Source organism: Candidimonas nitroreducens (assembly GCF_002209565.1).
Taxonomy (GTDB): Bacteria; Pseudomonadota; Gammaproteobacteria; order Burkholderiales; family Burkholderiaceae_B; genus Candidimonas; species Candidimonas nitroreducens.
The window spans coordinates 47,105-73,892 of sequence record NZ_NJIH01000011.1 but is presented as its reverse complement, the minus strand read 5'-3'; the positions used below and the strand labels follow the sequence as shown (position 1 = coordinate 73,892).

The window sequence follows — 26,788 nt, the reverse complement described above, 5'->3', positions numbered from 1 at the left end:
CAGCCGCCATCTGCCACGCGGCGGCCAGTTACATTTTGCCGCGGACATGCTTGACCGCGCCGATCGGCGCCAGTTAGTGTTAGCCAGGGCAACTCGAAACGAAACACCCGTCCGCGCAGCGCAGAACCAAGATCCTCAATCGCCAATGCCGGCGCCGATCACGCCGGCACCGCCATGTCGCAGGCCGACATCCGCTACGTTTAAAGGAGAGCCATCATGCTGTACTATGCGGTCGTTTTCTTCATCATTGCCATCATTGCAGCCGTACTGGGATTCGGCGGGATAGCGGCGGGCGCCGCCTCGATCGCCCAGATCCTGTTCTACATCTTCCTGGTGCTGGCGGTGCTTACCCTGCTACGCGGGTTGTTTCGCAAATGAAGCGCCAGGGGCGGCGCCGGCCGCCAGGCGCGCGCCTTGCAGCGCCCGCAGGCTAGCCACGGTCGCAATGCAGGCATGCGCCGCCTCGGCGCCCTTGACCTGCATGTGGCTGCGAAAGAATGCGACATGCTCGGGCTGGGCATTGAAGCGCTGCGGCGTCAAGACTGCCGACAGCACCGGCACGCCGCTTGCAAGCTGCACCTGCATGAGGCCATCCAGCACAGCCTGGGCCACGAACTCGTGGCGATAAATGCCGCCGTCGACGACGAAACCGGCGGCCACCACCGCATCGTAATGTCCGCTACGGGCCAGTTGCTGGACGTGTAGCGGCAGTTCGAACGCACCGGGAACCTCGAACAAATCGATAGTGTCCTGTGCCACGGATCTGGCTCGCAGCGCTGCGCAGAAGGCTTCGCGGCATTCGTCCACGATGTCTCGATGCCAGCAAGACTGCACGAAGGCCACCCTGACGGCGCCGCAAGCGGCATCGTCCACGAGTGGAATCTTGAGGGAAGTTTCGGGGGTACACATGCTGTGATGCTCCTATTTATCGATGACGCATAAATAGGGCGCAGTGGGACTGCGCGGGCGCCCACCCGCATCGGGACGGGCACACGGCCGCAGACCCGCTCTCTTTCATCCGGACTATGACCGTCGGCCCCGGAATCGCACCGGGTCTGCTGACCCCGCAGCCATGGCGGCGGGCGCTCGCGGGCTATGCGCGCACGCGCAATTACCGCCGGTGGGGACTTGCACCCCGCCCTGAGAACGTTGCGGCCGACCCCGGCCGCGTAAAAAAATATATCACGAACGCGCGCCACCGCGCAGGCAGGGCCCGGTCAGTGCTGCCGGACGATAATCAGCCACAGCATGCCGTAGCGATCGGCCACCATGCCGAACGACTGGGCAAAGAAGGTCGGGCCCAGCGGCACCGTGACCTGGCCGCCTTCGGCCAGCGCGTCGAACAGGCGCCGGGCCTCGGCCTCGTCGCTGGCCTGCAATGTCAGACCGAAGCCGCGGAACTGCGGGCCGCCGTCTTCATTGCCGTCGGAGACGAACAATGTCGTTTCGCCTATGCGCACAGTGGCGTGCATGACTTTTTCCAGGCGCCCGGCCGAGGACGGGCATTGGTCGCCGTCGCCGCCGGCCGGCGCATCCTTGTAGCGCATGAGGTCGACCACCTCGGCGCCCAGCGCCTTGCCATAGAACGCCAGCGCCTCGTCGCAGCGGCCATTGAAGAACAGGTAGGGATGAAGCTGCATGGAAAGCTCCTCTAGCGGGATATGCGTAGATTGTAGTGGGACAACATCTTGCCGCCTGCCGTTGCGCGGCAAAGCGCCGTAGCACGATATTCCTGCCAGCATTCCAGAAATTGTGTACGGCGTACACAATAAGATAGCAAATATTCTGGACAGCGTCCACATTTTGCGGGCATACACTAAAGCAAATTCGGTGCAAATGTTTACCGAATTTTCACGGCACACCTGATGCCGCGCCTTTACAGGCGCGGCGGGTGTAAACATCTGAATAAAAAACGCGCTAGCGTACTTTCACTAGCGCACTTTCGACTCAGACCCTTACCTGCTTCGAAGCGCCGCACCAGGCAAGCAAGAAACGCCGCGAAAATTCAGTACGCACTCGCACCCGAGTGGCCATGGAACCAGGCGCCGGAGCCTTGTGTAGCCCCGGCACGGCCTCAGGCCGCGAGCAGCTCGCTGAAGCGCTGCAGGTCGACGTTGCCGCCGCTGAGAATGACGCCCACCCGTTTGCCGCGCAGCGCCTCGCCCAGGCCGCGGGCGCCGGCATAGCCCAGGCAGCCGGTGGGTTCGACCATGATCTTCATGCGCGCCGCGAAGAATCGCATGGCATCGACCAGGGCGGGATCGGAAGCCGTGGCGATGTCGTGCACGTCGCGGCGGATGATGGCAAAGGTGTGCTTGCCCAGATGCTGGGTCTGGGCGCCGTCGGCAATGGTACGCGGCGTATCGATGTGCACGATGGAACCGGCGCGCAGCGATTGCTGGCCGTCGTTGCCGGCCTCGGGCTCGACCCCGTATACCTTGCAGCCCGGCGACAGCGCGCGCGCCGAGAGCGCCGAGCCCGCCAGCAGGCCGCCGCCGCCCAAAGGCACGAACAGGTAGTCGAGCGCTCCCGCCTCTTCGAACAGCTCTCGGGCCGCGGTGCCCTGCCCGGCGATGATGTCCGGGTGATCGTAGGGCGGGATCAAGGTCAGGCCTTTTTCTTCGGCCAGGGCCCGCGCCAGCTCTTCGCGATCTTGCGCATAGCGGTCGTAGACCACCACGTTCCCGCCATAGCCCTTGGTGGCGGCCAGCTTGGCGGCCGGGGCATCCTGCGGCATCAATATCGTGGCCTCGATGCCGAGCACGCGCGCGGCCAGCGCAATGGCCTGCGCGTGGTTGCCGGAGGAAAACGCCAGCACGCCGCGGCGCCGCTGCTCGTCGTCGCAGCGCGACAACGCATTGAAAGCGCCGCGGAACTTGAAGGCGCCCATGCGCTGGAAATTTTCGCACTTGAAGTACAACTCGGCGCCGAACTCTTGGTTGGCGGTATGCGATACCAGCACCGGGGTACGGTGCGCGTGGCCGCGCAGCCGCCCGGCGGCAGCAGCGACGTCTACATAAGTCGGGGTCGACTGATCCATGGAAAGATCCACAAGAAAGAGGAAGAGGAAGAGGTAGGCGCAGCAATATGCGTAGAGAGCATGCCCGCAAGCACACCAATAGCGATATTGCGTGCCGCAGGCCAGGCTGGCCGGCCAGGCCGCTACGCCTGCCGGCTTCGGGCCCCGCCTTGCGGGCCGAACTCGCGTCCGGCCCCCTTTTATCAGAGATAGCGGCGGAACCACTCCAGGGCTTTGGCCCAGCCGTCTTCGGCCTCGGACTTGCGGAAGCTGGGGCGATAATCGCTGTAGAAGGCATGGCCGGCATCGGAATAAATCACGAAGCGCGAGGCCTTGGAAGCCGTGCCGCCGTGAGCCAGCACGGCTTCCATCTTGCGTATGTCTTCCACGGGAATGCTCGCATCCTGCGCCCCGTACAGCCCCAGCACCGGGGCATGCAGGCTGGCGGCCACGTCGATGGGGTTGCGCACCTGCAGCGGGCCGTGTCCCGTGGTCAGGCGCCCGTACCAGGCCACGCCCGCCTTGCAAACCGGGTTGTGCGCCGCATACAGCCACGCCAGGCGGCCGCCCCAGCAAAAGCCGGTGACCCCCAGGCGCTTGGCATCAGCCCCTTGCGATTCGGCCCAGCGGGCGCTGGCGTCCAGATCGGCCAGCACCTGCTCGTCGGGCACCTTGGCGACGATTTCCTTCACCAGGTTGGGGATTTCGGTATAGGCGTTCGCATCGCCCTGGCGCTGATAGAGTTCGACGGCGACCGCGAAATAGCCTTCGTGCGCAAAGCGCCGGCAGACGTCCTGGATGTGCTCGTGCAGGCCGAAGATTTCCTGGATGACCAGTATCACCGGGCAATGCGCACGGTCGGCCGGCGCGGCGAAATAGGCCTTGATCGTGCCGTCGAAGGTAGGCATGTCCACCAGGCCATGCTTGAGCCCTTCGGCCGAAGTGTGCAAAGTGGTGTCGGCAGCTCCGGTAATGGGGGAAAAAGACATTTCATCTCCTTGGAAAAATAGTGCACAAATTTTATCTTGCCGGGCGCAACCAATGCGCTAGAATCAAAGAGCCATCCCATGCGCGCCGGTCAGGTGGCCGCGCCATGAAGCATGCTGCTGCGCCGATCGCATGGCCTACGGCGCAGAACCACCAACGCCATGAAAATCAAACTCACCTCCAAGAAGCTGCAGCTGGGCTTCTTCGTGCTCATTTACGGACTGGTGTTCGGCCGCCCGCTGTGGCTCATGACCGAGGGCGGGGCCAGGCCCGCCCCCATGCTGTTCCTGATGGCCTGCTGCGCCGTCTGGTTCGCGCTGATCAGCTTCATGCTGGACTACACTGAAAAAAGCGTGCGCAAGAAAAACAAAGACAAAATACCGCAGCGGCCCGACGACGGCAAATAGACGGGACACCGGCGCCCTTGCGCCGCGCCACTCGGGCGCCGCCGCGGGCGAAGCCGCGTGGCCGCTCCACGCAACGAACCTGAACGACGCATGGCGCCCATTTGCCCACCAGTGCGGCTCCCCTTTTAGTGTGAACAGACCCTAATGCGCCTGTTCCCAGTTGGGCCCCACGCCCACCTCGGCGACCAGGGGCACGGCCAGGGGCGCGACATTGCACATCAGGCCGGGCAGGCTGCGCACCAGCAGCTCGACCTCGTCGGCCGGTGCGTCGAATACCAGTTCATCGTGCACCTGCATGATCATGAGCGTGCGCAAGTGTTCGGCATCCAGCCATTCCTGCACGGCCGACATCGCCATCTTGATCAGATCCGCCGCGGTGCCCTGCATGGGCGCATTGATCGCCGCGCGCTGCGCCGCGGCCACGCGCGGCCCGTTGGCGCCGCGCAATTCCGGAAACCAGAGGCGCCGCCCGAACACGGTTTCGACGTAGCCCTGTTCCTTGGCCCGCACGCGTATGTCGGCCATGTACGCGGCGACGCCCGGATAGCGCGCGAAGTACCGGTCTATGTACGACTTGGCCGCGTCGCGCGTAATGCCCAGGGCCGAGGCCAGGCCGAATTCGCCCATGCCGTAGATCAGGCCGAAGTTGATGGCCTTGGCCGCGCGCCGCTGTTCCGTGGTGACCTCGGCCAGGGGCGTGCCGAACACTTCCGAGGCGGTGGCGCGGTGGATGTCCTCGCCCTCGGCGAAGGCGCGCTGCAGATTGGCATCGCCCGACACATGCGCCATGACGCGCAGCTCGATCTGCGAATAGTCGGCCGAAACGATCTGGCCGTCGGTGGCGATGAAGGCGGTGCGCACCCGCCGCCCTTCGGGCGTGCGCACCGGTATGTTCTGCAAGTTGGGATCCGACGAGGCCAGGCGCCCGGTGATGACGGCCGCCTGGGCGTAGCGCGTATGCACGCGCCCCGTGGACGGATTGATCATCTTGGGCAGCTTGTCGGTATAGGTGGATTTCAGCTTGGCCAGCCCGCGGTATTCCAGCAGCACCTGCGGCAGGGGGTAATCCTGGGCCAGCCGGGTAAGCACGTCTTCGTCGGTGGAGGGCGCGCCGCTGGCGGTCTTGCGCACTACCGGCAGCTTCATGTTGTGGAACAGGATCTCGCCCAATTGCTTGGGCGAATTCAGGTTGAACGGCTGCTGCGCCAGTTCGTAGGCCTTTTGTTCCAGCTGCAGCAGCTGGCGCCCAATTTCGTGGCTTTGCATGGCCAGCGCATGGGCGTCGATGCGCACGCCGTTGCGCTCGATGGTGGTAAGCACCGCCGAGGTGCGGATTTCCAGCCGGTAGATGGCTTCCAGGCCCGGCTCGGCCGCCACCTTGGGGCGCAGCACATTATGCAGCTGCAGCGTGAAATCGGCGTCTTCGCTGGCGTAATAGGCGGCCTTCTCGACCTCGACCTCGTCGAAGCCGATCTGCTTGGCGCCCTTGCCGCACAGCGCTTCGTAGGTGATGCCGGTGCGGCCCAGCCAGCGTTCGGCCAGTTCCTGCAGATTGACGCGGCGGTGCGATTCCAGCACATAGGCCTGCAGCATCGTGTCTTCGTCTATGCCCGCCAGCCTGACCCCTTCGTTCAACAGGACGTGGGTGTCGTATTTGGCATTGTGCAGCAGCTTGGGCGCGGCGGAGTTTTCCAGCCAGGGCCGCAGGCGCTGCAGCACTTGCTCGATGGGCAGCTGATCCGGCTGGCCGGCGCCGCGATGGGTCAGCGGAATGTAGCAGGCGCGGCCCGGCTCGACGGCCAGCGATATGCCCACCAGGCGCGCCTGCATCGGATCCAGCGAGGTGGTTTCGGTGTCCAGCGCCACCAGCGGCGCGGCCTCGATGCGGCCCAGCCATTCGTCGAAAACGGGCCAGTCGAGCACCGTGTCGTAGTGCACCGCGACAGGACTGCCGGCGGGAGCGGCCCCCTCGGGCGGCGCGGCGATGCGGGCGTCTTGTGCCGGGATACGCTCGGGGTCGCCGCTCAGCTCGCGCAACCAGGTGCGAAAGCCATAGCGGTCATACAGGGCGATCAAGGCTTCGCGGTCGGCGCCGCGCGGCGCCAGCTCGGACAAATCGCCGGAGACGCCCGGCACCTCGCAGTCCAGCTTCAGGCTGAGCAGGCTGCGCGTCAATTCGAAGTTGGGGACGGCGGCGCGCAGATTCTGGCCGGCCACGCCCTTGATGGCCTCGGCGTTGGCGACCAGGTTTTCTACGGAGCCGTACTCGGCCAGCCATTTGGCCGCCGTTTTGGGGCCTACTTTGGTCACCCCGGGCACATTGTCGACGCTGTCGCCGATAAGCATCAGATAGTCGACGATCTGGCTGGGCGCAACGCCGAATTTCTTCATCACGCCGGCTACGTCCTGGCGTTCGCCGCTCATGGTGTTGACCAGTTCGACGTGCTCGTCGACCAATTGCGCCAGGTCTTTGTCGCCGGTGGACACCACGGTGTGCACATCGGCGCGCGTGGCCCATTGCGCCAGGGTGCCTATGATGTCGTCGGCCTCGACCCCCGGCACCGCCAGCACCGGCCAGCCCAGGGCCGCGACCGCCTCGTGTATGGGTGGGATCTGCGCGGCCAGGTCTTCGGGCATGGACGGACGGTGCGCCTTGTAGTCGGGATACAGTTCGTCCCGGAAAGTGTTGCCTTTTGCATCAAAAACGCAGGCGGCATAATCCGCCTTGTAATCCTGCGACAGTCTTCGTAACATGGCTATAACGCCATATAGCGCCCCGGTCGGCTCACCTTTTGCATTGCGCAGATCGGGCATCGCGTGAAAAGCGCGATACAAGTAGCTGGAACCATCGACAAGCAACAAGGTTTTTTTCATGACAATAAATAAAACAGTCCGTACGCCCGTGGATCGGCAGATTCCCCGAATTATGTCAGAGATGCAGGCCGCTGCCGACCGCCTGCACGATGTGGGCTGGGGCGTAAGCGTATTCGGCAGCGCCCGCCTGCGTTCCGATTCGCCCTATTACGCCCTGGCGCAGCAGGTCGGCGAGCGCCTGGCCAAGGCGGGCCTGCCGGTCATCGCCGGCGGCGGCCCCGGCATCATGGAGGCCGCCAACAAGGGCGCCTACGAAGCCGGCGGCACCAGCATAGGCCTGAACATCACGCTGCCCCACGAAACCGTGCACAACCCCTACCAGACCCACAGTCTGCACTTCGATTATTTCAGTTCGCGCAAAGCCACTTTTTTCATGCACAGCGCCGCCTATATCGCGCTGCCGGGCGGCTTCGGCACACTCGACGAGCTCTTCGAAGTGCTTACTCTGGTGCAGACGGGCAAGGTGCCGCCGGCGCCCATCATCCTGATGGGCTCGGCCTACTGGAACGGCCTGATGGACTGGATCCGCACACAGTTGCTGGGCCTGCACCTGATCGGCCCGAACGACCCGCAGCTGCTTACGGTCACCGACGACATCGACGTCGCCATCAGCCTGGTGCAGACCTTCTGCGCCGACCACGCCGACCAGCTCGACTGCGCCCCAGTCATGCCCGAATAGCACTACGCCCCGCCCCCGGCCCGACCCGAGTCGCCCGCAGGGCGGCGCCACGGCCAGCAACAGCGGCAGGCGGCGGCGACTAACTGCGGCGACTAACTGCGGTGACTAACGACGGTGACTAGCGGCCAGGCATACAATGGCCAAGCAGACTCTTTTTCCAACTTTATCCGCGCTTCGAACCATGACCACCCCCACGCTACCGATACAACTGAAAGACTCCTCGCTGTTCCGCACGCTTTCCTATATCGACGGGAAATGGGCTGCCGCGGCCGACGGCTCTGCCTTCGCGGTCGACAATCCGGCCAGCGGCGCCATCATCGCGCAGGTCGCGAACCTCGGCGCGGCCGAGGCCGAGCAGGCCATACAGGCCGCCAACAAGGCCTACAAGGGCTGGCGCGCGCGCACCGGCAAAGATCGCGCCGCCCTGCTGCGCCGCTGGTTCGACCTGATACTGGCAAACGCCGACGACCTCGCCAAGCTCATGACCCTGGAACAGGGCAAGCCCCTGGCCGAATCGCGCGGCGAAGTCGTCTACGGCGCCTCGTTCGTGGAATGGTTCGCCGAGCAGGCCAAGCGCATCAGCGGCGACATCCTCAACTCGCCCAATGCCGCCAACCGCATGCTGGTCATGCGCGAACCCATAGGGGTTTGCGGCGCCATCACGCCCTGGAACTTCCCCAACGCCATGATCACCCGCAAGGTCGCCCCGGCCCTGGCCGCGGGCTGCACCGCGGTGCTCAAGCCGGCCGAACAGACGCCGCTGTCGGCGCTGGCGCTGGCCGAGCTGGCCGAGCGCGCCGGCATCCCGGCCGGGGTGCTGAACATCGTCACGGCCGACAGCGAACGCTCCATTGCCGTCGGCAAGGCACTGTGCGCCAGCCCCATCGTCAAGAAAATGACCTTCACCGGCTCCACCCCCGTGGGGCGCATACTCATGCAGCAAAGCGCGCCCACCGTCAAGAAGATGTCGCTGGAACTGGGCGGCCTGGCGCCGTTCATCGTGTTCGACGACGCCGATCTGGACGCCGCGGTGGAAGGCGCGGTGGCCTCCAAATACCGCAATGCCGGGCAAACCTGCGTGTGTACCAACCGTTTCTATGTCCATGAGGCGGTGTACGACGAATTCGTGCGCAAGCTGGCCGAGAAGGTCGGCTCCAGCCTCAAGGTCGGCGACGGCTTCGCCGACGGCGTCAACCAAGGCCCGCTGATCGACGATGCGGCCGTCGCCAAGGTGCGTGCGCACATCAAAGACGCCGTGGACAAGGGCGCCAACGTGGTGGCCGGCGGCAAGCCCCACGCCCTGGGCGGCCGCTATTTCGAGCCCACCATCCTGGCCGGCGTCAGCGAAGACATGCTGTGCATGCACGAAGAAACCTTCGGCCCGGTCGCGCCGGTGGTCAAGTTCACCGACGAAGCCCACGTCATCGAGCTTGCCAACGACACCGAATACGGCCTGGCTTCTTACTTCTACAGCCGCGACATCGGCCGCATCTTCCGCATCGCCGAAGCGCTGGAATACGGCATGGTCGGGGTCAATACCGGGCTGATCTCCAACGAAGTGGCGCCCTTCGGCGGCGTCAAGCAGTCCGGCCTCGGACGCGAGGGCTCGGTCTACGGCATGGACGACTTCATGGAAATGAAATACGTCTGCCTGGGCGGCATACAGGGCTGATCGCCGCAGCCGGGGCCGGCGCCGCCCGGCCCTGGGCCATCGAGCCGGCCATGAAGCTCGTCGGCCTGTGCGGCGGTGCAGCCAACGCGGCCGGCGGCTAGCGCCCCTTGCCGTTGGCCAGTTCTATGTTCGCCAGCGACCGGGCGGCGCGCTGCAGCGCGGGCAGGCACTGCAGCGCCTTCGCCGCCGTCATGCGCAGGGTCGGAACCTGCAGGGCCATCGCCATATTCGACTTGCCGCCGGCCGCCGGCACCAGCACGGCGATGCAGCGCAGACCCAACAGAAACTCTTCATTGTCCGTGGCATAGCCGTCGCGGCGCACACGCTCTATTTCGCGGTCGAGCGCCTCGTAGGCCGTCAGCGTCTTGTCGGTATACCTGGTCAAAGGCGCAAGCGTCAGCAGGCGGCGGCGCTGCAAGGGCGTCATCTGCGTCAAGAACAGTTTGCCGCTGGCCGAACAATGCAGCGGTATGCATGCGCCGGGGCGCAGGTGGAAGCGCAGCGGCGCTGCCGTCTCGACCCGATCCAGGTACAGCACTTCGCTGCCTGTGCAGGCCGTGATGTTGCAGCTTTCGCCCACTTCCTCGACCAGTTGGCTCAGCACCCCGTGACGGGCGCCATGCACGGTGTTGTTCAGCAACAGGTTCTCGGCCATGCGCCGCAGCCGCAAGCCAGTACTGTATTGGCGCCCATCGCCGTCGCGCTGGATCATGCCCGCGCCCTCGAGCTGCTGCAGCATGCGATGCAGGGTCGGCTTGGGCAGGCCGAGCTCATCGACCAGGCTCTGCAGGGAAAAAAACTGGTCTTTGCACGCGATCACCTCCAGCAGCGCGAACAAGCGCATGGTAGGAGTGTTACCATCGATCTTGCTCTCGTCGACAATGGACGCAGGGGCGAAGTCCATAATTTACATCTCTACCTCAGGAACAGACTGTATCGGTTTTTCGAGTTACTAAATAAGCAGGCGTATCGGTGCGCGGCGCCTGAATTTTACAAAAAGCCTCATAGCGTACCGTTATCTTTATATGCCGCAACTTCCCCGCGCTGCCCGGGCAGCCCGGGCACAGCACGGCTGCTTGGTGCATTACAGATGAAAATTGGTGTCGCGGGGGCGGGGCTGCTGGGCCGCCTGCTCGCGTATCTGCTCTGCCAGCAAGGCCACGAAATCCACATCCATGATCCGGCCGCGGGCTCCCTGGCGCGCGGCGCCGCCGGCTGGACCGCGGCGGGCATGCTCAGCCCCACGGCCGAGCTGGAATCGGCCGACCTGAATGTATTTCGCCACGGCCTGCGCTCCATCGAGCTGTGGGCGGAAATCCTGCCGCAGCTGCAGGGGCCGGCCGACTTCCACCGTATCGGCAGCCTGCTGCTGGCATACCGCCACGACACCGGTTCGGCGCAGCGGATGATAAGCCTGCTGTGCGAAAAGGCTCCCGAAGAGCACCGCCCCCAGGTTCTGACGCTGCGCGAGCTGGCCGAGCTCGAACCCGCCATACAAGGGCCGTCGCAAGCCTGGCTGCTGCCGCACGAAGGGCAAGTGGATACCGTCCAGGCCATGCAGGCGCTGCAGGCCTCGGCCGACGGCGCGCACTGGCACTGGAACAGTCCTGTGCGCAGCCTGTCGCCGCATACCCTGCATACTGACGGCGCGAACCTGCATTACGACTGGGTATTCGATGTGCGCGGCACCGGCGCGCGCGGCGACGCGCCGCCCGGGCCCGCCAACCAGCTTTCCTGCCGCAACGTTCGCGGCGTGCGCGGTGAAATCTTCTGGCTGCACGCGCCTGACGTACAATTGCACCGGCCGGTGCGCCTGATGCATCCGCGCCATCGTGTCTACCTGGTGCCGCGCCGCGACGGCATCGTCGTCGTGGGGGCCTCCGAGATCGAAAGCGAAGACCGCTCTCCTGTGTCGCTGCGCAGCACCGTCGAGCTGCTGGCCGCGGCCCACAGCGTGATGCCCGGGCTGGCCGAGGCGCGAGTGGTGCACAGCGAAACCAATCTGCGTCCCGCCCTGGCCGACAACCTGCCGCGCATCGAGCACGAAACCGGCCTGACCCGCATCAACGGCCTGTTCCGCCACGGCTGGCTGATCGCGCCCTCGCTGGTCGAGGAAGCGCTGGCGGAACTGGAATTTGCCACCTGAGCGCATTTATTGTGCCTGAACCGATACCGCGACACCCACAGACACTATCGTGAACACCATACGCATCACCGTCAACGGCGTCGAGCACACTGTCGCCGCGTCCTCGACGCTGCAGGATCTGCTCGACACGCTGCGCCCCGAGGCCGAGCCCGGCGCGCCCATCGCCAGCGCAGTCAACGGCACGCACGTCGCCAGGCAGGCACGCGCCACGCTGGTTCTGCAAGACCGCGACGCAATCACTACATTCGAACCCATTACCGGAGGCTAGCCATGCCGTTCCCGATCGCTGGCGTGGAACTGTCCAGCCGCTTCTTTCTCGGCACCGCCGGCTACCCGTCGCCGCTGGTGCTGGAGCAGGCCATACGCGCCTCGGGCGCCGAAGTCGTCACGGTGGGGCTCAAGCGCCAGCTGGCCCAGGGCTGCGGCAAGCCCATCTCCAACCCGCAAGGCCAAGGCTATTTCGAGATCATCCGCCAGAGCGGCGCGCGGCTGCTGCCCAACACCGCCGGCTGCCATACTGCCGCCGAGGCCATCACGCTGGCGCAGATGGCGCGCGAGGTTTTCGACACGCACTGGATCAAGCTGGAGGTCATTGGCGACACCTACACTTTGCAGCCCGACCCCTTCGAGCTGGTAAACGCCGCCGCGGAACTGGTCAAACAGGGCTTCGAGGTCTTTCCCTATTGCACCGACGACCTGGTCACCTGCAATCGCCTGCTGGACGCCGGCTGCCGGGTGCTCATGCCCTGGGGCGCGCCCATCGGCTCGGGGCAAGGCCTGCTCAACCCTTACGCCCTGCGCACCTTGCGCGAGCGCATGCCCGACGTACCGCTGATCGTCGATGCCGGCATCGGCTCGCCCATGGACGCCGTACAGGCCATGGAGCTGGGCTTCGACGCCGTGCTGCTGAACTCCGCAGTATCCGGCGCCCACGACCCGGTGCTCATGGCCGAGGCCTTCCGCCTGGGCATAGAAGCCGGCCGCAAGGCCTGGCAGGCCGGCATCATGGCCGAACAAGACATGGCGGTGGCGACCACGCCGGTCACGGGCCGGCCCTTCGTGCTGGCCTGATTGCAGCGGGGCGCATCAAACCCGGCATGCAAAGTGCGCCGGATGCCCGGCGCGCGGCGGCTACGGCGCACGGAACAGCCGGCGCACGCGGAAAAGCAGTGCCGGTCAGGCCGGCAGAAAAGCCACCGCCTCCACCTCGACCAGCCACTCGGGGCGCGCCAGGGCCTTGACGACGATCAGCGTGGATGCGGGCCGGGCCGCGACAGGCTGGGCCGCGCCAGGCTGGGCCGCGCCAGGTTGAGCCGCGTCAGGCCGGGCCGCGTCAGGCCGGACTTGCTCCAGGTATTTGGCTCGCACCGCCGCGAACTCGCCCAGCAGTGATGGTTCGGTGACATAGGTGGTGACTTTCACCAGATGCTCCACCCCCATGCCAGCTTCTCGCAGGACTTCCAGCAGGTTGAACCAGGCGCGCTCGGCCTGGGCCGTCATGCCTTGCGCGCAGTTTCCATCCTTGTCCACCCCAATTTGACCGGCTATGTGCAGCCACTGCCCCGGCCCGGTGCTCAAGATGCCCTGGCTGTAGGGGCCTGCCGGCGCCGGCAGCGTGGCGGGATTGATGTGTTTTTGCACGGTTTTTTGCACGGTGTTCGCGCCTCCTGGGTTGATTATTGCCGCGCGCCGCGCAACAGAGCCAGCGTCTTCGCGAACAGCGCGCTGCCGGGATCCGCGAACTCGCCGACCAGGTCGAAATGGTTGCGTCCCGGCACGATCATGCTTTGCGCCGCCCTGCCGCGCGCGGCCAGATAGCGGGCGAATTCCTCGCTCTGCGACCGAAAGCCCACGGTCTCGAGTTCGCCGGCCGCCAGCAGCAGCGGCACGTCGGCCAGCTCGGCGGCGTAGACGTTCAAGGCCAGCGCTTCGGCCGGCGTCATATTCAGGTCGGTATTGACGGAGGTGCGCAGCAGGGGCTGCAGGTCGAACAGGCCGCTGAGGCACACACAGCCCAGCAAGCGGCCGCGCAGGGCCGGCGCGCGCTGCGGGCACGCCATGATGGCCGCCATGTGGCCGCCGGCCGAATGGCCGGATATCAGCACCCTGCCGGGGTCGAAGCCCAGGCGGGGGGCCTCGCCCATCAGCCAGTCCATACTGGCGCAGACCTGGTCGACGATGGCGCCCACCGTCGCATGCGGCACCAGCGCGTAATTGGGCATGGCCACGGCCACGCCGGCATCGAGATAGGCATCGGCGACGAAGGAAAAATTATTCTTGTCCAGCGCCCGCCAGTACCCGCCATGGATGAATACCAGCAAGGGGGCCGGCGACTCGGCCTGGGGAACGAATACATCCATCGTGCTGCTGGGCTCGGGCCCGTAGCGCAAGTCGAGATGCGCCGAGGCGTTGCGCCGGGTGGCGGCGCTGCGCTGGGCGAAGCCGTGATAGATGGCGCCGCGCTCCGGATGCCGGGCGCGCAGGTTGTAGTGGCTCTCGAGTTCGGAATCGATGGCGGGCGCCGGATCCGCGCTATTTGTGCTCATGTCCATATTTCATCAAACTCCCAGGTACGCCGATTGCACGCGGGTGTCGCCGCGCAGCGTCTCGGCGCTGCCGTCATAGGCCACCGTGCCCTCCTGCAATACATAACCGTAGTCGGCCGCTTGCAATGCCAGGCCGGCGTTCTGCTCGGCGATCAGCATGGTCAGGCCGTCCTGCCTGAGCCGGCCGATCGCGGCGAATATGTCCTTCACCACCAGCGGCGCCAGCCCCATCGAAGGCTCGTCGAGCATCAGCACGCGCGGATCGCTCATGAGGGCCCGGCCGATGGCCAGCATCTGCTGCTCGCCGCCCGACAAGGTGCCCGCGACCTGGCGGGCGCGCTCGGCCAGACGCGGGAAAAACTCCAGCACCCGCTCCATGCTGCGCCGGAATTCGCCGCTGCGGCGCGCACGCAGAAACCTGTAGCCGCCCATTTCGAGGTTTTCGCGCACGGTAAGCGGAGCGAACACCCTTCTGCCCTCGGGCACCAGCACGATGCCGCGCGCCACGATCTGTTCGGCCGGCAGGGCCTGCAGCGCCTCGCCCTCGTAGCGGATGCTGCCCTGGGATGGCCGCAGCAGGCCGCTGAGGCAGCGCATGGTGGTGCTCTTGCCGGCGCCGTTGGCGCCCAGCAGGCACGCCACCTGGCCCTTGCGCACCTGCAGGCGCAGGCTGTGCAGCACGTCCGCGGCACCATAGCCTGCATGCAGGCCGTCGACTTCAAGCATGGCCGGCGTCCTCCCCCAGATAGGCCTGCAAGACCTGCGGATCGTGGCGTACCGATTGCGCGCTGCCGTCGGCGATCTTGCGCCCGTAGTTGAGCACCACGATGTCGTCGCAGAGATTCATGACGAAGCCCATGTTGTGCTCGACCAGCAGTATGCCCACCCCGCTGCGATTGATCTCGCGTATGACCTCCATGACATGGCGCACTTCGGCGTGCGGCACGCCGGCCACGGGCTCGTCCAGCAGCAGCAGCGTCGGGTCGGCCGCCAGCGCGCGCGCAATTTCCAGGATCTTGGCTTCGCCGAAACTGAGCTCGCTGGCCCGGGCCGTGGCCTTGTGCTGCAGGCCGAGCTGCTCGAGCCTTTGCATGGCAATGGCGCGGATGCGCTCTTCTTCCTGGCGCTGCGAGCGCGTGCGCAGCACCGCCGCCAATATCCCCGACCCGAAGCGCGAATGGCAGCCCACCATGACGTTTTCCAGCACGCTGAGATCTTTGAAGATCTGCAGGTTCTGGAAGGTGCGGGCCATGCCCAGGCCGATGCGCCGGTGCGGCGGCAGGCCCTCTATGGCCTGGCCGCGAAACGTCACGCCGCCGCGCGCCGGGCGCAGCAGGCCGGCGATGACATTGAACAGCGTGCTCTTGCCGGCCCCATTGGGCCCTATCAGGCCCTTTATCTGGCCGCGGCGCATGTCGAAAGACAAATCGGACAGGGCGACAAGCCCGCCGAAATTGACATGCACCCCGGCAACACTGAGATAGCGCGCGTCATCCATGCTGCGACCTCCGTGCGCCCACGGCTTCCCCGGCAGGCTTGCGGCGCCGCGCCAAAGCGGCGGCCGCGCGCGTGCACGCACCGGCGATGCCGCCCGGGAAACACACCAGCACGACGATCATGCCCAGGCCGAACAGCAGCAGCTGCAGGTCGGGGAACGCCAGCAGGATCTCGGGCACCGCTGTAAACACCAAGGCGCCGAACAGCGGCCCCCAGTACTTGCCCCAGCCGCCGACCGCCACGATCACCACCAGCAGCACCGAGGCCGAGAAGTTGAAGGTTTCGGGCGAAGCGAACTGCGCGTAGTGCACGTACAGCGTGCCGGCCAGCGCCGCCAGGGTCGCCGATATGGCGAACACGGCCACCTTCAGGGAGCGTGTGTCGACCCCCAGGCTGGCGGCGCCGATCTCGCTGTCCACCAGGCTGCTCATGGCGCGCCCCACGCGCGAATGCACCAGATTGAGTATGCCCCACATCGTCAGCAAGCCCACCGCCCAGGCAAAATAAAAGTAGCCGGTGTCGCTGTCCAGACTGTATCCCGCCATGCCGATCGGCGGCACATTGCTCAAGCCGTTGGGGCCGCCGGTCAGGCCGACCAGCTCGACGAACAGCACCGACAGGATGGCGTTCAGCCCCAGCGTCGCCATGGCCAAGTAATGCCCGCGCAAGCGCAACGCCGGCAAGCCCACCAGCACCGAAGCCAGCGCCGTCAGGGCCAGCGCGCAGGCCATGCTTGCCGGTACCGGCACCCCGTACTTGGCCGACAGCACGCCGCTGACATAGGCGCCCAGGCCGAAAAAGCCGCTGTGGCACAGCGAGATCTGGCCGCAATAGCCCATCAGCAGATTGAGGCTGGCCACCAGGATCAGATTGATGAAGAAGGTCACGCCCAGGCCGACCACGTAGCTGCTCGGGGCCAGCCAGGGAAACAGCAGCAGCACGACCCACAAAGCCAGCAGGACGCGCAGGTGGCGGCCATACACACGATCCGTGCCATGCGCCGCCCCATGTGCGGCGCCATGTGCCGTGCCCGGTGCGGCGGCGTGCGACGCGATCACGCCCGTTTCGATCGGCTGCGTACTCATACTTTTTCTATCCTGGCCTTGCCCAGCATGCCCTGCGGGCGGCAGAACAGCACCAGCAGCAATATGACGAAGGACACCGCGTCTTTGAAATGCGAGGAAATCAGGCCGCCCGACAAGGCCTCGACCACGCCCAGCAGCAGCCCGCCGACAAAGGCGCCCTGCAGGCTGCCCAGGCCGCCCAGCATCGCCGCGCTGAAACCCTTGAAGCCCAGCATCGTGCCCTGGTCGTACGAGGTGAAGGTCAGCGGCGTGATGATCACCCCGGCCAGGCCGCCGGCCAGCGCCGCCAGCACGAAGGCCCAGGTCACGGATCTGCGCACGCTGATGCCCACCAGGGCGGCGGCGTCGCGGTCGGCAGCCGTGGCGCGCATGGTCTTGCCCAGCAGCGTGTGCTCGAAGAACAAATGAACCAGCAGCATGAACAGGGCCGCCAGGCCCAGCACCCAGAAGCTCTGGGGTTCAATGCTGGCTCCGGCCAGGTGCAGCGGCTTGTCGCCCGAAAACGCGGGATACCCCATCGGCGTCTTGCCCAGGGTCAGCATCACCACACTCTTGGTGCAGATCGCCAGCCCTATGCTGACCAGCGTCACCAGGATCGGCGTGGGCTTGGCTATCGGATGGATCGTCAGCCGTTCCGACAAGGCGCCCACCAGGCCGACCGCCGCCACGCCCGCCACACAAGCCGCCCACACCGGAACATGCCACGCGGCATAAGCGGTGGCCGCGACCATGCCGCCGGTCATGACCCATTCGCCTTGGGCGAAATTCAGCGCGTCGGTGCTCTTGAAAATGACGTTGAAGCCCACCGCCACGATGGCATATATGCTGCCGGTGGTCAGGCCGGCAACCAGCAACTGTACGATCTGACCGTATGTACCCATGTCAGCGCCCGCCACGTGCCCTACAGCCGGCCCAGGGCCGGATGGCTGAGTTCGGGCAGATCCACCCCCAGCTCGCCCAGCCGCGCCCGCACCGCGGCGACGTAGTCGCACAGCAGGTCTCGCTCCCGTTCCTGCGAGGCCGCGCCCAGGCCGGCCTCGGAAGTGGCCTGCGCAGCACGGGCTTCGGCACTGGCGGGGTCGCCCAGCCATGCGCAGTGGTAGCCCGCCAGCTCGATGTCGCGCAGATAGGCCAGTACCTGGGCCGACACCTGGGCACGTTCCGGCGCGCTCCAGCGCGCCGCGCGCTCGGTCGCATAGAGCCAGCCGAAGGCGGCATGGCGCTCTTTGGCCTGCGTGCTTTTCTCGAGTATCTGGCGCGCCACCGGGTCGCGCGCGTCGTCCAGGTACGCGCGGCACAGTTCCAGTTCCAGGCTATCTTCCACGGCCGAATGGACGACAAAGAACGCGTCGGCGCTTTCCTCGGCATCCAGCGCGTGGCGGTGCCTGTACTGGTTGAACAAGGTCTTTTCGCGCACGGACGAAGGCTGATCCACATAGCCGCCGAGCACGCCGGCATAGCGGTGGCAGCTTTCGATCTGCCAGGCCTCTTCGGTGTTGCGCACGGTCAGGAAGTACTTGGGATCGGACTCGCGGCCGGCCTCCAGGCAGAAGCGGATCAGAATGGCGGGGGTTTCGGCCAGCCCCGCGTATTCCACCCAGGCGCGGCGGCTCCAGGTAAGCCGCGCCGCCTGCAGCGCCGCCGCGTCGTAGGCCGCTGGGTCGAAACGGCTCCAGGCGATGTCGGTGTCGGGATTCCAGCGCTGCTGCTTGCCGGCCTCGTACAGATCGCGTATGGACGTGATGGAGCGCCGCAGATGCAGCGGGAAGCGATGCTCGACGGGTATCCGGGTGCTGTGGGCCAGGGCCATGGCGGAAATCTCCATGCTCGTAGGTTCGGAGGAATACAGGGACGATTCAGAATTCACCGATCTTGGGGTGCGAGAACGTGGGCAGGTTCACGCCCCAGTCGCGCATCTGCTCGCGCACGCGCTGCACGGTCTTGACGAAGATCGGCTTTTCCAGTTCTTCGACCGTGGAACCCAGCCCCGCTTCCCAGGTGAGGCGGTCGACCGCCATCTCGGCCTCGGAGGCCGGGTTGTCCGGCGCCAGCCACGCGCTGTGGTAGCCGTTGAGCTCGACCTTTTCTATCATGGTGATGACGGCGTTTTCCACCACGCGTATCTGTTCCGCGTTCATGTGGGGAATGCGGTGATTCAAGTAGCGCCAGCCGAAGGCGCAGTGCCGCACCTCGTCGCGCATGATGGACGCGCACACCTGCCGGGCGACGGGGTCGCGCGTGATGTCCACCAGATGCCGGAACACATCGAAGGCGATTTCCTCGGCGCCGCAGACCAGCGCCGCCAGAATGGCTTCGACAGAGATTTCGGGGTCGAGCGCCATCTTGCGCACGCCGTGGGTTGCGACCGAACCCTGGTACGCATTCTGCACGGGCTGCTCGATATAGCCGCCCAATATCTCGGCCATGCGGAAACACGCCTCGGCATGGCGGCTTTCCTCCTGCGAACGGATGGTGAAGAACAGCCGCAGGTCGGGTTCGCACTTGTCGTGGCAGAAGCGTATCTGCAAGGCCGGGCTTTCAGAGATCGCGCCGTATTCGCTCCAGGCGCGGCGGCTCCAGTACTGGCGCGCCGCGTAGCGCTGCTCTTCCGTGTAGGGCGCAGGATCGAAGGCCTCCCAGTCGATGTCGACGCGCGGATCCCACTGCTTCTGGGTGGCGAGGTGGAAAAGTTCGCGGATCTTCGGAATGCGCACATCCAGATCGAGCGGGAACATATCGTCGGGCTCGTCGAGTATGGTGTGCGGTTCGAGAACTGCTGTGCTCATGGCCGTGCTCCAAAAAGTTTCCGTACTGTCCCGGCATGCCGTGCCCTGGGCCGGCATGCCGCTGGCCGACTGCAGGAGTCGCCTATTTGTAGTCGGCCAGATGGAAGGCGCCGTCGTGATAGTCCAGCATCACGATGTCGTCCTTGGCCAAGCCGGAATGCGACTTGGGCGAGAAATTGAAGACGCCGCCCACTCCCTTGTAGCCGTGGATGGATTCCAGCGCGGATCGGATCTTGGCCTTGTCGGCGCCGCCTTTCTCGAGCGCGATGCGGGCCAGCATGATCGCGTCGTAGGTTTGGGCCGCAAACTGATTGGGCGCCCGCTTGTACTTGGCCTCGAAGCGCTTGGTCAGATCGACGATGCGGCTCTTGACATTGTCGGTATCCGGCAGCTCGCTGCCCACCGGGAACTTCACGCTGACCAGCAGCAGATTGCCCACCGCATCGCCGGCCAGCTTCATGTAGCGCTGATCGACGAAGCCGTAGCTGTGCACCAGCGTCAGCTTGTCCAGGCCGAGCTGCTTGGCCTGCTTGATGAACACCACGCCCGCCGGCGTCACCGTCCAGCAGATGATGGCCTGCACGCCGGCGCCCTTGATCTTGGTCAGTTGGGGAGTCAGGTCGGTGTCGGACGGATTGAACGACTCGTACATGACGTCCACGCCGCGCTTGGGCGCAATTTGCTTCATCTGCTCGACCGCGCTTTGCCCGAAGCCGCTGCTGTCGGCCAGCAGGGCCACCTTCTTGATGCCTTTCTTGGCGAAGTAGTCCAGCACCCGCTCGATGACCTGATCGTCGTCGACCGTGCTCTTGAACACATACTTGCGCTTGTCGACCGGCGTGACGATCTGCATGCTGCCTTCGGTGGAAATAAAGGGCATGCCGGCTTTTTCGACGATGGGCGCCATGGCCAGCGCGATGCCGCTCATGTTGCCGCCGCCCACGATGATGTCGACCTTGTCCTGGGAGATCAGGCGGCGCGTGGCATTGATCGCCTTGGCGGTCTGGCTTTCGGCGTCGTAGAACACCCATTTCACCTTCTGGCCGTTGATGCCGCCGCCGGCATTGATGTCATCGATGGCCATCTCCATGCCGGCCTTCATGTCTTCGCCCAGGAAAGCCGCCGGGCCGGTCACCGACAAGATGGAGCCGATGCTTAGCGGCTCTTTTGCCTGCGCCGGCTGGCACAGGGCGGCGCCCAACAAGCAGGCTGCGGCCAAGGCACGCTTGAGCGGCCGGGGGAATTGCGTCGAATGCAACATGGTTTGTCTCCTTGTGCTGTATTTGTATTTGTGAAACGCAAGGCGCTGGCTCGAACCAGCGGCCTCATTCGCGGCGGCGCTGCCGCGGGCTGCCCGCCTGGGCAAGAAACTCGACCGACTCGCTCAGGCCGGTCATTTCCCGTCCGTCCTGGCCCAGGGGAATACGCACCGAATAGCGCACCTGATCCGCCCTGTAGTGCGAGACCCCCGACATCACCGGGCGGCCCTGGGTGTCGCAATACACCAGATGGCGCGTGAGAATGGGGTCGCCGGCCAACAGGCCCAGATAATCGGCGTGCTCTTCGCGTACCGCGGCGGCCTCGATCTTCAGGTCGCCGTAGGCGAGCTCGACGCGCCTGCCGATCACATCCAGCAAGGAGCCCGAACTTATGTCCGACGGCTGCATCTCGGGCACCAGCGCGGCATCGATATAGCGGTAATCGATGGAAATGGGCACATGCTGCACAGTGCGCAGGCGCAATATGTTCCAGACCTTGCCCTCGGCCGGCAGGCGCAGATCGGCCGCCACGTGCGCGGGGGCCGGGTCGAGCGAGCAATGCAGCACCTTCAGGCTGAGCGGGCGCCCCTTGATGGCCCACTGATCGAGGAAATCCATGGCCGGTGTGAACTGTTCATCTATCTTCGGCGCGCAGACGAAAGTGCCCAGGCCCGGCACCCGGCGCAGATAGCCTTCATCGACCAGTTCCTGTACGGCCTGGCGCACCGTCATGCGGCTGACCCCGAATTGTTCGCTCAATTCGTTGTCCGTGTGGAAACGCTCGTTTTCCTGCTGCCAGCCGAGAATCATGCCGAGCACCCGGCGCTTGATCTGTTCATACAAGGGCAGCGGCGAGTGGCGATCCAGGGGGGCGGCGAGCATCGCGGGAGTAGTGGCCTTGTTCATGCCGGCTAGCTTTGTCCTGTCTATTAATCTAGTTGTCTACTTGTCTATATATTATGTTAGACTGCCGGCAAGCGTCAATTCCTTTTCGCCATGAAAATCGCCGCACTGGATCTTCCCCTTGCTGCCGGGGTGCGCGCCGGCATCCACCGCCGAAGCTATCTGCAAGCCCAGTCCCTGGCCGGCATCGACATGGCCCTGTGGGATCCCGCGGCCATCTTCCCCGAACTCCAACGCCGCTCGGAACGCGTTTCCCCGAGGGTGCTGGGCGTGCGCGCCGGCGAAGACCTGCTGGCGCTGGCGCGCCACTGGCGCCGCGAGTTCGGCGCGCTGATGCAGCGCGGCGGCATCGTGGTCGCGATGCTGCCTCCGCCCAGCGGGTTTCACGTGCACACCTTGCAGGAAGTCATGCGCTACGAGCCGCTGGAACCCTTGTCCCTGCTACTGCCCCGCCCCCTGCGCTACACCGGCGCCACGGCCGTGCCTGGCACCGCGCAAGCCGCCGGAGAGCCCTTTCGCAGCCTGTTCGAGCGCAGCCTTGCCTTACTACAGCCGCAGGCGCGACTGGAAGACTTCCCCGGCACGGCAATCCTGCACGATGCCGCCGGCGCACCGCTGGCCTGCTACATCAGCCTGCCGCCCGGCGGCATGCTGCTGCTGCCCAGGCTGCGCCCCGAAGCCCTGGCCGACCCGGCGCTCAGCGACGTATTCATCGATGCCCTGCGGCATTGCGCGCTGCGGCTCGGCCATGCGGGCGGCGGCGACATTGCGGCCTGGGCCGATGCCTGCCTGAATTCGCAAGAACGCGAGCTGCTGGTGCGCGAACGCGAATTGCGCAGCCGCATCCAGCACGCACAGACACAGCTCGACTCGACGCTGCGCGCCATCGATCGATTACGCGCCGACAAGCGGCTGGTGGCCGGAGAAGGCGCCGGCCTCGAATTCGCCCTGGCCGAACTGCTGCGCCGCAAGGGCGCATTCGTGCAGCAAGACTGGCTGGAACAAAGCCTGCTGGTGGCCGAACTGCGCTCGGGATTCCTGGTAGCGGCCACGCGCGGGCCCGACGACACGGCCGACTCCGCTTATTTCAAGCAACTGGAACAGGCGCGGGCGCGCATTTCCGACTACTACGGCAAGCCCGCGCAAATACTGCTCGTAGACGCCTCGCAGAACCGCCTGCCCCTGCAGGCCAGAACCGTCACCAGCCCGGTACAGGCAGCAGCCGAAGCCCATGGAGCGCTCTGCCTGCAAGGCGCCCACATGTATGGCTGGCTGCTGATGGAAGAGCCCGACGCCGACGGGCTGCTGGAACACGTCCGCAACGACGGCACCGCGTTGCGGCAAAGGCTATGGCGCAGCGCCACCCAGGCACTTCAGCCCGCGGCCACCACTTTCAAAGAAACCAAAGAAACATAAGGCCCTAGAAAACACAAGGCCACCCCACAAGCAAACCCACCACCCCACAACACGCCACCGTCAAGACGCCACCGTCAAGACACCACTGTCAAGACACCATCATCAACACGCCACCATCCAGCGTCGCGGGCGGCCGGGGCTGGCCAGGCTCGTCCGAGCCCGCCGCCACCGTAGGGCGTTTTGGGGGATGCAAGGGCGGCACTGTCTGAGTCCGACGGGTGCGCACCAGCCGGGGGCTGGTGCGCCGGACGAGTTTGCCGCCCGCCCCCAAAACGCCCGGAGGTCAAGGGCAGTGCCGGCGCAGCCGGCACCGGGCGAGCGAGCCTGGCCAGCCCCGGCCGCCCGCGGCGCGGGTAAAGAACCCAGAAACCCCAGTACCGACTCAGAACCTAAGAACCCAAGAATCTAAGAACCTGAGAACCTAAGAACCTAAGAACCTAAGAATCTAAGAACCTGAGAAGCATACTCAAAGATTCAGAACCGGCTGTCAAGCCGTCTCGCGCGCCATGCGCCGGCGCTCGTGTTCCTGCAAATAGCGCTTGCGCAGGCGTATCGACTTGGGCGTAACTTCCACCAGCTCATCGTCGCCGATGAACTCCACCGCATATTCCAGCGTCAGGCGTATCGGTGGCACCAGGTCGATGTGCTCGTCCTTGCCTGAAGCGCGCACGTTGGTCAGCTTCTTTTCCTTGATGGGATTGACCACCAGATCGTTGTCGCGACTGTGGATGCCGATGATCATGCCCTCGTACAGCGGCTCGCCGGGCGACACGAACATGCGGCCACGGTCTTGCAGCTTCCACAGCGCATAGGCCACCGCGCCGCCGTCGTCCTGGCTGATCAGCACACCATTGCGGCGCTCGCCCACCCCGCCCTCGCGCATCGGCGCGTATTCGTCGAAAATGTGGCTGGCCAGCCCCGTGCCGCGCGTCAGCGTCAGGAACTCGCTCTGGAAGCCGATCAGGCCGCGCGCGGGGATGCGGTATTCCAGGCGCGTGCGGCCGCGGCCGTCGGGCTGCATGTCCTGCAGGTCGCCCTTGCGCCGGCCCAACTCTTCCATGACCGCGCCTTGGTGGCCGTCTTCCACGTCCACCGTCAGCAGTTCATAGGGTTCGAGCCGCACACCGTTTTCTTCCTTGAACACCACGCGCGGGCGCGACACCGCCAGCTCGTAGCCTTCGCGGCGCATGTTTTCCAGCAGAATCGTCAGATGCAGCTCGCCGCGGCCCGACACCTCGAAGACCGTATCGTCGTCGGTGTCGCGCACGCGCAGCGCCACGTTCGACTTCAGTTCGCGGTCGAGCCGGTCGCGCAGCTGGCGGCTGGTCACGAACTTGCCCTCGCGGCCCGCCAGAGGCGAGGTATTCACCATGAAATTCATGGTCAGGGTAGGCTCGTCGATGCGCAGCATCGGCAGCGGCTCGGGCTGGGCGGGATCCACGATCGTGCAGCCGATGCCGATTTCCTCGATGCCGTTGATCAGCACGATATCGCCGGCCTGCGCCTCGTCGACCAGCTCGCGCTCCAGGCCCTTGAACTTCAGCACCTGGTTGACCCGGCCCTTGATGGCTTCCCCGTCGGGGCCGAACATCGCCAGCACGTCCTGGCCGGCGCGCAGCCGGCCGCGATTGATGCGGCCCACGCCGATCTTGCCGACATAGCTGCTGTAGTCCAGCGAAATGACCTGCAGCTGCAGCGGGCCGTTCGGGTCGTCTTCGCGCTGCGGCACATACTTCAGGATGGCGTCGAACAGAGGGCGCATGTCGCCGTCGCGCACATCGGCGCTCAGGCCCGAATAGCCGGCCAGGCCCGACGCATAAATGACCGGGAAGTCCAGTTGCTCTTCAGTGGCGCCCAGCTTGTCGAACAGATCGAACGTGGCGTTGATGACATGATCCGGGCGCGCGCCGTGGCGGTCGATCTTGTTGATGACCACGATGGGCTTCAGGCCCAGTGCCAGCGCCTTGCGGGTAACGAAACGGGTCTGCGGCATGGGCCCTTCCACGGCGTCCACCAGCAGCAGCACGCCGTCGACCATGGACAGCACGCGCTCGACCTCGCCGCCGAAGTCCGCGTGCCCCGGCGTATCTACGATGTTGATATGAGTACCCTCATACTCGACCGCGCAATTCTTGGCCAGGATGGTAATGCCGCGTTCCCGTTCAATATCGTTGGAATCCATGATGCGCTCGGAGATTTGCTGGTTCTCGCGAAACGTACCGGACTGGCGCAGCAGCTGGTCGACCAGGGTGGTCTTGCCGTGGTCGACGTGAGCGATGATCGCCACATTGCGCAAAGCGCGATTCATAATTCGTCCTTTTGTGTAGAACCCGCGGGCATCAGACCCGCGGGCAAAGCATCCAATCCGATCAGGGCATCTTGCGGGCGCGGCATGGCCTGCAAGGCATCCAGCGTTACCGCGTCGGCCAGCGCAAACGGGCCGACGCCGGTGCGGCGCAGCGACGTCAGGTGCGCCCCGCAGCCCAGCGCGCGGCCTATGTCCTGCGCCAGCGTGCGCACGTAAGTGCCCTTGCTGCAATGCACTGACAGCCGCGCCTGCCGCGGCGTAAATTCCAGGACGTCGAGCCGGTATATCGACACCCGGCGCGGCGCGCGTTCCAGCTCGATGCCCTGGCGCGCGTACTCGTACAGCGGCTTCCCGTCGCGCTTGAGCGCCGAATACATGGGCGGAATCTGCTCGATCTCGCCCCTGAATCCGGTCAGCGCCCGATCCAGGCCGGGCCGCGTGACCGGAGCCGCATCCGGCGCCGCCCGGAACACCACGTGGCCGGTCAGGTCGCCCGAATCGGTCTCTTCGCCGAAGCCCAGCGTGGCCTCGTAAATCTTGTCGGCCTGCAGCATGGCCGCCGATATCTTGGTGGCGCGCCCCATGCAGCACACCAGCAGGCCGGTAGCGAACGGATCCAGGGTGCCGGTATGCCCTGCCTTGCGCGCGTCGACCGTACGCTTGGCCCGCTGCAGGGCGTGGTTGCTGGACAAGCCTTCGGGTTTGTCGAGCAACAGGACACCGTCGAGCAACTGCCCGCGCCGCGTAGCCATCGTCTGTCTGCCTTGGATTCCGTGCCGGCCTTCAGCCGCGACCGTCGGGGTTTACGGTATCGTCGACCGCCGCGTCCGGGCCGGTGCCGCTGTTGGCCTGATCGATGAGCCGCGACAACTCGATGCCCTTGGCCAACTGCGCGTCGTGCACGAAGCGCAGCGTCGGCACCGTATGGATATGCAACATCTTGAACAACAGCGAATGCAGCCAGCCCGCCTTCTCGTTGAGCGCGGCCGTGGCCTGCTCGGGTTCGGCGCCCATAACGGTGAAGTACACCTTGGCATGAGCGTAATCGGCCGACAAGTCTACCCCGGTCAGGGTGACGAGACCGGCGCGCGACATGTCGAGCTCGCGCTGGATCAGGCCGGCCAGATCCTTCTGGATCTGGTCGGCCAGGCGCGTGTTGCGGCCCGGATTCGGCTTGGACTTATGGCGGCTCATGGTCTTGTCT

The 26,788-nt window shown here is 65.5% G+C and carries 27 protein-coding genes and 1 riboswitch; of the genes, 8 read left to right on the top strand and 19 right to left on the bottom strand.

Annotated features, from left to right (window positions below):
• Positions 1-216 precede the first annotated feature (216 nt).
• Positions 217-378, top strand: coding sequence for a DUF1328 domain-containing protein (locus CEY11_RS19095; protein WP_088605018.1), 162 nt, complete (start codon positions 217-219; stop codon positions 376-378).
• Here the strand turns inward: CEY11_RS19095 and CEY11_RS19090 are convergent.
• The 4 genes from CEY11_RS19090 to CEY11_RS19075 form a co-directional block, all read right to left on the bottom strand.
• Positions 355-909: a 6,7-dimethyl-8-ribityllumazine synthase gene (locus CEY11_RS19090; RefSeq protein ID WP_088605017.1), complete on the bottom strand. Its 555-nt coding sequence runs from the start codon at positions 907-909 to the stop codon at positions 355-357. The two genes, CEY11_RS19095 and CEY11_RS19090, sit on opposite strands and share 24 nt — an antisense overlap.
• Positions 910-1,002: 93 nt before the next feature.
• A riboswitch (FMN riboswitch) is annotated at positions 1,003-1,152 on the bottom strand.
• A 65-nt stretch (positions 1,153-1,217) separates the two neighbouring features.
• Positions 1,218-1,640, bottom strand: coding sequence for a VOC family protein (locus CEY11_RS19085; RefSeq protein WP_088605016.1), 423 nt, complete (start codon positions 1,638-1,640; stop codon positions 1,218-1,220).
• A 434-nt stretch (positions 1,641-2,074) separates the two neighbouring features.
• Complete coding sequence (locus CEY11_RS19080; RefSeq protein ID WP_088605015.1) at positions 2,075-3,040, bottom strand: threo-3-hydroxy-L-aspartate ammonia-lyase; 966 nt, start codon at positions 3,038-3,040, stop codon at positions 2,075-2,077.
• A 182-nt stretch (positions 3,041-3,222) separates the two neighbouring features.
• Positions 3,223-4,008 (bottom strand): dienelactone hydrolase family protein, encoded by a 786-nt coding sequence (locus tag CEY11_RS19075; protein WP_088605014.1) that lies wholly within the window; start codon positions 4,006-4,008, stop codon positions 3,223-3,225.
• Positions 4,009-4,167: 159 nt separating this feature from the next.
• Here CEY11_RS19075 and CEY11_RS19070 point away from each other — a divergent pair, with 159 nt between their 5' ends.
• Entirely contained in the window at positions 4,168-4,413 is a 246-nt protein-coding gene (locus CEY11_RS19070; protein ID WP_143322944.1) for a hypothetical protein, read from the top strand.
• Between the two features lie 141 nt (positions 4,414-4,554).
• Here the strand turns inward: CEY11_RS19070 and polA are convergent, their stop codons facing one another.
• Positions 4,555-7,287 carry a DNA polymerase I gene (polA, locus tag CEY11_RS19065; RefSeq protein ID WP_088605012.1) on the bottom strand — a complete coding sequence of 911 codons (2,733 nt, stop codon included), beginning with the start codon at positions 7,285-7,287 and terminating at the stop codon, positions 4,555-4,557.
• Here polA and CEY11_RS19060 point away from each other — a divergent pair.
• Together CEY11_RS19060 and CEY11_RS19055 are read left to right on the top strand one after the other, a co-directional pair.
• The gene (locus tag CEY11_RS19060; RefSeq protein ID WP_088605011.1) at positions 7,286-7,966 is read left to right on the top strand and encodes an LOG family protein; all 681 of its coding nucleotides are present in this window, start codon (positions 7,286-7,288) and stop codon (positions 7,964-7,966) included. The genes polA and CEY11_RS19060 overlap by 2 nt on opposite strands.
• A gap of 181 nt (positions 7,967-8,147) precedes the next feature.
• Positions 8,148-9,638, top strand: coding sequence for an NAD-dependent succinate-semialdehyde dehydrogenase (locus CEY11_RS19055; RefSeq protein ID WP_088605010.1), 1,491 nt, complete (start codon positions 8,148-8,150; stop codon positions 9,636-9,638).
• 97 nt (positions 9,639-9,735) lie between these two features.
• Here CEY11_RS19055 and CEY11_RS19050 read toward each other — a convergent pair whose 3' ends face one another.
• Entirely contained in the window at positions 9,736-10,542 is an 807-nt protein-coding gene (locus tag CEY11_RS19050) for an IclR family transcriptional regulator (protein WP_088605009.1), read from the bottom strand.
• 186 nt (positions 10,543-10,728) lie between these two features.
• Here CEY11_RS19050 and CEY11_RS19045 point away from each other — a divergent pair, with 186 nt between their 5' ends.
• Genes CEY11_RS19045 through CEY11_RS19035 form a run of 3 tightly spaced genes read left to right on the top strand, consistent with a single transcriptional unit; the run spans position 10,729 to position 12,855 of the window.
• Positions 10,729-11,784 carry an FAD-dependent oxidoreductase gene (locus tag CEY11_RS19045; protein ID WP_088605008.1) on the top strand — a complete coding sequence of 352 codons (1,056 nt, stop codon included), beginning with the start codon at positions 10,729-10,731 and terminating at the stop codon, positions 11,782-11,784.
• Between the two features lie 49 nt (positions 11,785-11,833).
• Positions 11,834-12,052 carry a sulfur carrier protein ThiS gene (thiS, locus tag CEY11_RS19040; protein WP_198958940.1) on the top strand — a complete coding sequence of 73 codons (219 nt, stop codon included), beginning with the start codon at positions 11,834-11,836 and terminating at the stop codon, positions 12,050-12,052.
• A gap of 2 nt (positions 12,053-12,054) precedes the next feature.
• Positions 12,055-12,855, top strand: a complete 801-nt coding sequence (locus tag CEY11_RS19035; RefSeq protein ID WP_088605006.1) for a thiazole synthase — start codon at positions 12,055-12,057, stop codon at positions 12,853-12,855.
• Between the two features lie 105 nt (positions 12,856-12,960).
• Here CEY11_RS19035 and CEY11_RS19030 read toward each other — a convergent pair whose 3' ends face one another.
• The 10 genes from CEY11_RS19030 to CEY11_RS18985 form a co-directional block, all read right to left on the bottom strand.
• Positions 12,961-13,425 carry a RidA family protein gene (locus tag CEY11_RS19030; RefSeq protein ID WP_088605155.1) on the bottom strand — a complete coding sequence of 155 codons (465 nt, stop codon included), beginning with the start codon at positions 13,423-13,425 and terminating at the stop codon, positions 12,961-12,963.
• Between the two features lie 35 nt (positions 13,426-13,460).
• On the bottom strand, positions 13,461-14,330 hold the full coding sequence (locus CEY11_RS19025; protein ID WP_158215379.1) for an alpha/beta hydrolase: 870 nt from the start codon (positions 14,328-14,330) through the stop codon (positions 13,461-13,463).
• A gap of 12 nt (positions 14,331-14,342) precedes the next feature.
• Positions 14,343-15,056 (bottom strand): ABC transporter ATP-binding protein, encoded by a 714-nt coding sequence (locus CEY11_RS19020; protein WP_088605004.1) that lies wholly within the window; start codon positions 15,054-15,056, stop codon positions 14,343-14,345.
• Positions 15,049-15,828 (bottom strand): ABC transporter ATP-binding protein, encoded by a 780-nt coding sequence (locus CEY11_RS19015; RefSeq protein ID WP_088605003.1) that lies wholly within the window; start codon positions 15,826-15,828, stop codon positions 15,049-15,051. Before CEY11_RS19015 ends, CEY11_RS19020 begins: the two co-directional genes overlap by 8 nt.
• Complete coding sequence (locus CEY11_RS19010; protein ID WP_088605002.1) at positions 15,821-16,912, bottom strand: branched-chain amino acid ABC transporter permease; 1,092 nt, start codon at positions 16,910-16,912, stop codon at positions 15,821-15,823. The genes CEY11_RS19015 and CEY11_RS19010 overlap by 8 nt, the downstream gene beginning before the upstream one ends.
• A complete protein-coding gene (locus CEY11_RS19005; protein WP_088605001.1) occupies positions 16,909-17,793 on the bottom strand; it encodes a branched-chain amino acid ABC transporter permease in 885 nt (294 codons plus the stop codon). Before CEY11_RS19005 ends, CEY11_RS19010 begins: the two co-directional genes overlap by 4 nt.
• A gap of 20 nt (positions 17,794-17,813) precedes the next feature.
• Entirely contained in the window at positions 17,814-18,737 is a 924-nt protein-coding gene (locus tag CEY11_RS19000) for a hypothetical protein (protein ID WP_143322941.1), read from the bottom strand.
• A 31-nt stretch (positions 18,738-18,768) separates the two neighbouring features.
• The gene (locus CEY11_RS18995; protein WP_088604999.1) at positions 18,769-19,698 is read right to left on the bottom strand and encodes a ferritin-like domain-containing protein; all 930 of its coding nucleotides are present in this window, start codon (positions 19,696-19,698) and stop codon (positions 18,769-18,771) included.
• A gap of 82 nt (positions 19,699-19,780) precedes the next feature.
• Positions 19,781-20,959: an ABC transporter substrate-binding protein gene (locus CEY11_RS18990; protein WP_088604998.1), complete on the bottom strand. Its 1,179-nt coding sequence runs from the start codon at positions 20,957-20,959 to the stop codon at positions 19,781-19,783.
• A 64-nt stretch (positions 20,960-21,023) separates the two neighbouring features.
• Positions 21,024-21,863, bottom strand: a complete 840-nt coding sequence (locus CEY11_RS18985; protein WP_088604997.1) for a GntR family transcriptional regulator — start codon at positions 21,861-21,863, stop codon at positions 21,024-21,026.
• Positions 21,864-21,953: 90 nt separating this feature from the next.
• Between CEY11_RS18985 and CEY11_RS18980 the strand changes: the two genes are divergently transcribed.
• Complete coding sequence (locus CEY11_RS18980; RefSeq protein ID WP_088604996.1) at positions 21,954-23,276, top strand: hypothetical protein; 1,323 nt, start codon at positions 21,954-21,956, stop codon at positions 23,274-23,276.
• 487 nt (positions 23,277-23,763) lie between these two features.
• Here CEY11_RS18980 and typA read toward each other — a convergent pair whose 3' ends face one another.
• From typA to rbfA, 3 genes are read right to left on the bottom strand one after another with little or no spacing between them, the layout of a single operon-like run.
• Entirely contained in the window at positions 23,764-25,584 is a 1,821-nt protein-coding gene (typA, locus tag CEY11_RS18975; protein WP_088604995.1) for a translational GTPase TypA, read from the bottom strand.
• Positions 25,581-26,336: a tRNA pseudouridine(55) synthase TruB gene (gene truB, locus CEY11_RS18970; RefSeq protein ID WP_088604994.1), complete on the bottom strand. Its 756-nt coding sequence runs from the start codon at positions 26,334-26,336 to the stop codon at positions 25,581-25,583. The genes typA and truB overlap by 4 nt, the downstream gene beginning before the upstream one ends.
• Before the next feature lie 31 nt (positions 26,337-26,367).
• A complete protein-coding gene (gene rbfA, locus CEY11_RS18965) occupies positions 26,368-26,778 on the bottom strand; it encodes a 30S ribosome-binding factor RbfA (RefSeq protein ID WP_088604993.1) in 411 nt (136 codons plus the stop codon).
• Positions 26,779-26,788: the final 10 nt, after the last annotated feature.